At 38.0% G+C, this 6884-nt stretch carries 7 protein-coding genes and 2 pseudogenes; 5 read left to right on the forward strand and 4 right to left on the reverse strand.

The window, feature by feature from the left end; translation table 11 throughout:
* Nucleotides 1–332, forward strand: a pseudogene (locus L650_RS0107150) (LysR family transcriptional regulator); the annotation flags it as partial.
* Nucleotides 333–1427: 1095 nt separating this feature from the next.
* A complete protein-coding gene (locus tag L650_RS0107165) occupies nt 1428–1859 on the forward strand; it encodes a hypothetical protein (protein ID WP_029772688.1) in 432 nt (143 codons plus the stop codon).
* A 12-nt stretch (nt 1860–1871) separates the two neighbouring features.
* Here the strand turns inward: L650_RS0107165 and icd are convergent, their stop codons facing one another.
* Nucleotides 1872–3122: an NADP-dependent isocitrate dehydrogenase gene (icd, locus tag L650_RS0107170; RefSeq protein WP_029772689.1), complete on the reverse strand. Its 1251-nt coding sequence runs from the start codon at nt 3120–3122 to the stop codon at nt 1872–1874.
* 167 nt (nt 3123–3289) lie between these two features.
* Between icd and L650_RS0107175 the strand changes: the two genes are divergently transcribed.
* Nucleotides 3290–4093: a hypothetical protein gene (locus L650_RS0107175; RefSeq protein WP_029772690.1), complete on the forward strand. Its 804-nt coding sequence runs from the start codon at nt 3290–3292 to the stop codon at nt 4091–4093.
* On the opposite strand, the gene L650_RS0107180 is transcribed toward L650_RS0107175, so the two are convergent.
* The gene (locus L650_RS0107180; RefSeq protein WP_029772691.1) at nt 4090–4635 is read right to left on the reverse strand and encodes a dienelactone hydrolase family protein; all 546 of its coding nucleotides are present in this window, start codon (nt 4633–4635) and stop codon (nt 4090–4092) included. The two genes, L650_RS0107175 and L650_RS0107180, sit on opposite strands and share 4 nt — an antisense overlap.
* Nucleotides 4636–5006: 371 nt before the next feature.
* Between L650_RS0107180 and L650_RS24275 the strand changes: the two genes are divergently transcribed.
* On the forward strand, nt 5007–5174 hold the full coding sequence (locus L650_RS24275; protein WP_024033460.1) for a hypothetical protein: 168 nt from the start codon (nt 5007–5009) through the stop codon (nt 5172–5174).
* Between the two features lie 131 nt (nt 5175–5305).
* Entirely contained in the window at nt 5306–6166 is an 861-nt protein-coding gene (locus L650_RS0107195) for a transporter substrate-binding domain-containing protein (RefSeq protein ID WP_029772692.1), read from the forward strand.
* A gap of 29 nt (nt 6167–6195) precedes the next feature.
* Here the strand turns inward: L650_RS0107195 and L650_RS0107200 are convergent, their stop codons facing one another.
* Nucleotides 6196–6771, reverse strand: a complete 576-nt coding sequence (locus tag L650_RS0107200) for a YceI family protein (protein WP_029772693.1) — start codon at nt 6769–6771, stop codon at nt 6196–6198.
* Nucleotide 6772: 1 nt separating this feature from the next.
* Nucleotides 6773–6884 (reverse strand): annotated as a pseudogene (locus L650_RS24515) (cytochrome b); the annotation flags it as partial.

Raw genomic sequence — 6884 nt, forward strand, 5'->3', positions numbered from 1 at the left:
CCGCCGTTACCAATAAGTCAGGAAAGCAAAAACTAGGCTGGGTAGATGAAGCACTTTGGCAGCTAGAACAAACGCGTAAAATACGGGTGTTTACACGCCACTACATGATTGCAAGTTTGCTATGCCAATCAGAGCAACTTATTGCCACCTTACCGCGCAGGCAGGCTAAATTATTAACCACGCATACCGATTTAGTCATTAGCCCAGTGCCGTTTCAAATAGTCCCTATTGAGGTAAAAATGATATGGAGCCCACTACTTCACCATGCTCCCGCACACCAGTGGTTACGCCGTGAGTTACTTGAGTTTGCTAAAACAATTGCTGATAGGTAGTTAGTAATTTTCTTTAATTTAAAATTCTGATTACAGCTCAAAATGTATTAAAAAAGATTTAAGGAAAATCACTATCAACATTGATTACTCTAATTATTCACTTAAAGAATTACATGAAGCACTTGAAACTATTGATGCAAACAAATACCCGCAAAGATACAAACATCTAATAGAAGAGCTAAACAACCCAAAGAGAGTGGATCCTAAGGTTATAAAGCAATTAGAAATAACAGAGCAAACTCAAAGAAAGAAACCAAAGCATACGTAACTATTTTACTAGGCTTGTTTTTCATTCTATGGAGCTACTTTACTTATAATGATAGCGTTATACATAATAAAGGAGGGGAACGGGTAATTGCTTCTATCGAATCGAGTCAAAAAAAATTCTATTTTATTATTTTTGGTGCAATAGGCTTAGGGTGTATAACCGTCGCGCACGGTATAGAAACGATAGTAAAACAAAAAAAAGCGCTCAAAAATAACAATTATGAAAAATAAAAAAGAATATCCTTACCTATGCGAAAGCCGCCTTAGCTATATTTATAGATGTATAAAATGTGGCGCTTTTATTAAAAAAGGAATGCACGTGTGCTATCGGTGTGAACATGTTTTTTCTAAAGAAGATGTTGATATTATGATCAAACAGTATCGTAAAAATTATAAGAAAAACTGGCATCATAAACTTTATTTTGTCGTTTTTATCACAACTATTATATGCGCATTGCTCTTTTAAAAATAAAAAAGCGCCATGGTATTCAACTTTGGGAAAATACCATGGCGCTTTTGAAATCGTAGAAATAGGAGTGAACCCTACCCTTTATATTTAGCAACCTTGATGCCAACCCACCACAAAAATAAAAAACCTTTAAAATCAAAAATCTAATTAAATTATGCTTTTAATTATTATTTAGTGTGTCCCAGTTTTGTGCATTTTTATAGGTTTTTGCACCACTTTAAATAAGCATGCTAAGTGGTTTTTGGTTAGCTGTTATTTACTATTGATAAAATCAATGTCAGTTATTGAAAACAACAATTTCATTAATAATACACTTAGCGCTAAAGTGAAGTTAAGCCAACAAACTAAGAGTAATGATTATGACAACATCAAGCTTCACACAACAAGACGGGTTATTTATTGATGCTAATTTACATCAGTTTATTACCCAGCAGTTATGCACTAAAACCAATACCGCTGAGACATACCAAGCACTTGCTACCTTGGTTGATGAGTTTGGTTGTAAGTGCCGTAAAACAAAGCACCAACCCGATGACATTTTAGAAGTAGATACACTACTGCATGCGTACCAGCGTAAAAACCACCCGCTTTGCCATGTAGATGCACAAACAACCGAGGCAGTACTTGATGAATACTGCTGCCAAGTACCGGCTATTATTGTAGTTGCATTAATGGATACGCTTAGTGGTACTCAGTGCGATGAACCTAATGCACACGATATTTACCACCGCGCTGCACAGCTTACTAATCGCCCATGTGTACACAAGGCAAAAACAGCCACAGCGGCCTAATAATGGAGTTGCTTAAAAATACTCGATAACCTTTTGTGCAAAGTCACTGCAGCTTAGGGTTGTCGAGCTATTAATATTTTTCGCTAAATCAAAGGTTACATTACCGCTTTTGAGTGCTTGTTCGAGCGCTTGTTCAATCAGTGTTGCCGCCTCATCCCAACCCATAAACTTAAGCATTAAAACGGCACTTAAAATACTGCTGCTTGGATTTGCTTTGTTTTGCCCTGCTATTCTCTCAAACGTGCCATGGGTTGGCTCAAAAAATGCCACATCGTTATTTAAATTAGCAGCCGGCATAATGCCTACTCCCCCAACTTGTGCGCTGAGCATATCTGCTAAAAAATCGCCATTTTGGTTTGTGGTTGCCACCACATCAAATTGCACTGGGTTCATTAAACATTGTTGCAGCATGTTATCGGCTATCACTTCTTTAATAATTAAAGGCGATTTATTAGCGCGTGCTATTTCAAGCCAGCGCCCATTTTCGTGTGGGGTAGCGTTAAACTCATTTTGGGCTAAGGCAAACCCCCAACGTTTAAAGGCACCATCGGTAAATTTAAGTACATTTCCTTTATGCACAAGCGTTAACGATTCGCTGTTATTTTTAAGGGCATAATTAATTGCATAGCGTACTAGGCGCTCGGAGCCTTCTTTAGATATATTTTTTATACCTATGCCACACTCTTGAGAAAACCTTAGGCGCGTTACTCCCATTTCTTCACATAAAAAGTCGAGCATTTTCTCGCTCTCTACGCTGCCAGCTTGCCACTCTATTCCTGAATATACATCTTCGCTGCTATCACGCAGCACTGTTATGTTAGTTAAAAATGGATTTTTTAACGGCGATGGCAACGCACTTAGCCCTTTAACAGTGCGCATATTTACAAATAAATCCATTTCGTGCCTTAGCGCAACATTTAATGAGCGAAAACCGCCGCCAAGTGGTGTAGTTAGGGGCCCTTTAATTGCTATTTTACACGCACGTACTGCGTTAATCGTCTCCTCTGGGAACCAATCGCCATCATATAACTTTGCTGCTTGCTCGCCGTTATATACTTGCATCCAGTGAATTTTTCGCTCCTTTGCATAACAGTGTGTAATGGCATTATTCACCACATGCTGCATGGCCGGTGTGACCTCTTGCCCAACCCCGTCACCATTAATATAAGCAATAATAGGATTTACAGGCACATGCCATTGGCCTTTAGCATCAATAGTAATATTTTGTCCGTGCTCAGGGATTTTAATATGCTGATAAGCCATGGTTAATACCTATACTAAAAATAGTGTTACCTGATTAAATCATGCTTGATTGAGCATGTATGCAATTTGCTTTTTATAATTGATATTAGTTAAAAAAATAACGAATAACATGTGCTTAATTACGTAAATAGTGGGTCTAGTATTAAGCGCGTATTTAGGAGGTATAAATGAAATTATTTTGGCTGTTATTGCTATTAATGTGCTCTTTAAAAGCCTCTGCTGTTGATGTGGTTATTCATAATTTAGACGCACTGACGACTAAGGGTGAAAAAACGGTAGCTACTTGGGTAAATCAAAGCCTTAAAAAAACACAAAATACCTTAGGCCCATTACAACAAAGCACCCTCCCTATTTATTTAAAGCCACAATATTTTGCTTTTGAACCCGTGCCATGGGCTAGCGTAAAACGAAATAATCCCGATGGATTAGAGCTGCATATTGACCGCTACGCAAGTTTAAATGCATTTACAAAAGATTGGACGCTTTACCATGAGCTTTCACATTTATATTTACCACTACTGCCTTACTCTGGCTTTTGGTTAAGCGAGGGGTTTGCCAGTTACATGCAAAACGTAATAATGCGCAACAGCGGTGTCATTAGCCAAGCGCAATTTGTTCAGCGCCTAAACGCAGGGTTTGAGCGAGCACGCTTACAAACTAAAACAAATCAACAGCCACTTAATCAACTTTCAAGTGATATGTGGCAGCAACGTGCACAACAGCGGGTTTATTGGACAGGGGCAGCATTTTTTGTAGAAGCCGATTTAGCCCTTCACAAACAAGGTAAAAGCGTTGCCGCTATAATAAAACAATACCAACTATGCTGCAGAGCTGCGCGCACAAGTGCTAAAACGCTCATAAAAGAGTTAGATAAGCTATCACGCAGTAGTATTTTTACTACCTTGTACGCGCAATATAATACGCGTACCGACTTTCCTGTTATTACTAAAACGCAGTTAAATACACTTTAAGTGCTTTTAATAAGTGCGCAATACTCATCATATGCTTTTACATTGTAATTAGTTGAGTAAGCATTCATAAAACCATGTAAAAACGGTGTTTTGTTACACGTAACTTGGCTTTTACTGGCTAAAGTACTTATCACTTCATCTACATTAAAATGCATTTCGGTATGTGGAAAAATAAACGTACAAGGTACTTTTGCCGCAATATCTAAATGATTTCTAATTTGTGAAGGATAAAAGCCAATCAGCTTTTTTAGGTGTGGATTGCCTGTTAATAACTGTGCGCGCCACGCGGCACTTGCGCCTGCACTAAACCCTATACAGGCTGTTGGCTCTGTAAGGTTATTAAACACATTTAAGAGCTTAGCTACGTAATTGTCATGGCCACAGTCATTTATAAATTTATTATAATAATACTTTTCACTATCAATGGGTTGCAGTTCTCCTTTATAGGGGTCTATAACTTCTGTATTGGCTTGCATAATATCTAACAACCTCACTAAAGGTGCTGTTAAACCATAAATATCGCTGACTATTATGTAATTCATACTTACCCTTTTAAGGTTAGAATCCATGCGTTTAAGCAGTTGATAAAATTAAGTATAAATAATTTTCAAATAAATAGCTTGCACACATTTTTTATTTAGGTTACCTTTCCTCTCTGGTCTTAAAAAACCACCGCGGTTAACCTTTTTACCCTGATCCAGTAAGCCCCGCAAAACGTATATTTTAAAGCTAAGTTATTGTACGGCGAGAACCCCTATTAATACCTTGATGATTTTTTTAATATCATCGCAAAAGTGTCATAAAGATCGTCAACACTGTAATGAAGCTAAACACAACATCGTTAATTTATTAACTGCATTTGGCTATAAAAAAATAGCGCAGAGTAAATAACAAGAATAAAGTGAGTTTTATTATGTCTTATAAATACAATGGATCTATGATCCAAATTGCCCATCCGGTGCAATCAATTTCTGTAAACAAACAACGTGTTATTTTTAGTGATACGCAAGGTTTGAAAAACGCAATGTTTCAAAAAGCAAGCGAAGCGCGCGAATTTGTAAAATGGTTAAAAGCCAACTAATCATGGCGAGCAATTAACTGATTAAGCAGTTAATGTTAATAAAATGTGCCAGCTTTGTAGCTGGCATTTTACTTTGTTGCACTTAATTGACTACAATAGCGATACTTTCATTGTTTTAGGTAGTTGTAGTAATGCTCCGTGCATTTTTGTGTATCACCTTATATTTAAGCATTTCTTCAGTCAGTTACGCCCACACGATTAACTGGCTAACGCACGACTTTGCGCCCTATTACATTTTAAATGGAAAATACCAACACCAGGGGCGTGATGAAAGCGTTATAACCTTACTCGAGCAACAACTTGAGCACATCACGTTTAATCGCCTTGTTATCCCCTCTGGCAAAGTAACGCAAGAACTAGCCAATAAATCAGCCACACATTGCGCCCTATCACTTTATAAAAATGCATTTAGAGAAAAGTTTATTCACTTTAGCGAGCAAAGCTCAACCACGGGCCTTTCACCTTCCATTGCTATGCATAAAGGTTTGGCGCATTCACTAGAAGTGCCTAACTCAGAGCCAGTGTCGTTGCAGGATTTACTAGCAGAAAAAAAGCTCACATTAGGTGTATCTATGAACCGCTCATACGGCGAGCAACTCGACAGTGTAATAAATAACACCCCCGATGTTGATATTGTTATTCGCCCAACGCGAAATAGTTTAGCCAGCCTTACCTATATGCTTAATTTAAAGCGCTTAGATATTTTATTAGGTTACCCAAGTGAGCACCATTACTTAGCTAAATCTATGTACTTTGAAGAAAACCTAACTCAGCGAGCGATTGTTGAAGCGCCACCGTTAAGTTATGGCTATATTGGCTGCACTAAAAATGAACAAGGTGCTAAAAATATTCAGCTATTAGATGAGCAATTAAAAAAAATTAAGCAAACCGAGCAATACCACCAAGTAATGTTACGCTGGTTGCCCCCACATTTAAAACCCTTATTAGAATCAAGAATTCACGCTACAAAAAACAAAAACGCCACTAACTAAAGTGGCGTTTTAATTTAATCTACGCTTTATTATTTACGCACACCTTCAATAGACAGCCCAATATCAACATGGGTAGACGCCGGGCCTAAATTATAATCAATACCGTAATCGGTGAGTTTTAAACTGGTTTCGCCCTCAAAACCAGCACGGTAGCCACCCCAAGGGTCTTGCCCTTCACCTACTTTATCCATTTCAAACGTAATGCGTTTAGTTACGCCATGTAAAGTAAAGTCGCCCGTTACTGTGGCTGTATCATCATCGGTAAATTTCACATTGGTGCTTTTAAATGTTGCTGTTGGGTATTTATCCACATTTAAAAAGTCTTTACCGCGTAAGTGTTTATCACGCTCAGCATGGTTAGAGTCTAAACTTGCAGTATCTATATTTACTAAAATATTAGACCCTGTTTGCGCTTTAGCGTCGTAACTGAAGCTGCCATCAAAACGGTTAAATCGCCCGTGCAGCCAGCTGTAGCCTAAATGCTTAATTTTAAAGGTAACAAATGCATGCGCCCCTTGCGTATCAATTACATAATCTGCTGCATTTGCAGTAGCCGATAACATCATTACACCCGATAGAGCTGCACTTACTAGTCGTTTTTTCATGTTAGTATTCCTTTGGTTTGATCATTCTCGTTAAGGTTTTATCTTTATCAATAAAGTGGTGCTTTAATGCCCCCAGTGCATGCAAAACAGCCAAGCCAATTAATGTACACGCA

The sequence above is a fragment of the Pseudoalteromonas sp. TB51 genome (assembly GCF_000498055.1).
GTDB lineage: Bacteria > Pseudomonadota > Gammaproteobacteria > Enterobacterales > Alteromonadaceae > Pseudoalteromonas > Pseudoalteromonas atlantica.